The 680-nt window shown below is 57.8% G+C and carries 1 protein-coding gene; it reads right to left on the reverse strand.

Features of this window, described 5'->3' with window-relative positions:
• Positions 1 to 324: response regulator (locus tag EN885_RS33030; protein WP_245493198.1), on the reverse strand; the 324-nt coding region annotated here is incomplete at its 3' end.
• Positions 325 to 680 lie beyond the last annotated feature (356 nt).

Here is a 680-nt window from a genome sequence, read left to right on the forward strand (position 1 = left end):
AGACAGGCCCAGACTTTCCCTGGTGCCATTCTTGGTTGACAGCAGGATTACTGGTGGCAGCGATTTGCCCGAGGCGCGGCGCAACGCGTCGATGCTGGACATCAGATTGTCGCAGTCCTTGTTGTCGGCGCCGCCGTCAAGGACAACCGCGCCGGGAATGAGCGACCGCAAGATCCTTGCCGCCGTGTCGGGAGATTCGGAAATCGGCTTGAGCCCGGATCGCTCGACGATCTTTGAAATCACCACGCGATTGATTGGCGATTTGCCGACGACAAGCACCTGCGACGGATCGCGGATCGCCTCGGTGGTTGAGTCGCGGGTCACCGGATTCGGATGTCTTGGAGTCTCGCCTTCGCGATTCACCGGGCACACAAGTCGGCCAAGAAGCTCGCCCCTATTTCAATGCAGAGTTGAATCCGGAGCGCAATTGGCGTGAGATCGGAGCCTATGTCAAGTTGAAATAAAAGTGCCTGAAATCATCGCCGGAGCAGTGAATTTCAAGCAACGCTACTGTACTCAACTGTCCACAAGTGCGTTTCATAAAAAGAAAATTCACCTGCGCAGGGGCTGCGCAGGTGAAGGGCCGGTTGCATGGATTCCGGTCAGCCGTGGCGCTGCTGTGTGACGATCACCGGGATCAGCAGATCGCCCCAGTTGCCGTCGCCGCCATGATGTCGTGC

Origin of the sequence: Mesorhizobium sp. M6A.T.Cr.TU.014.01.1.1 (genome assembly GCF_004022765.1) — a bacterium.
GTDB classification, from domain to species: Bacteria; Pseudomonadota; Alphaproteobacteria; order Rhizobiales; family Rhizobiaceae; genus Mesorhizobium; species Mesorhizobium mediterraneum.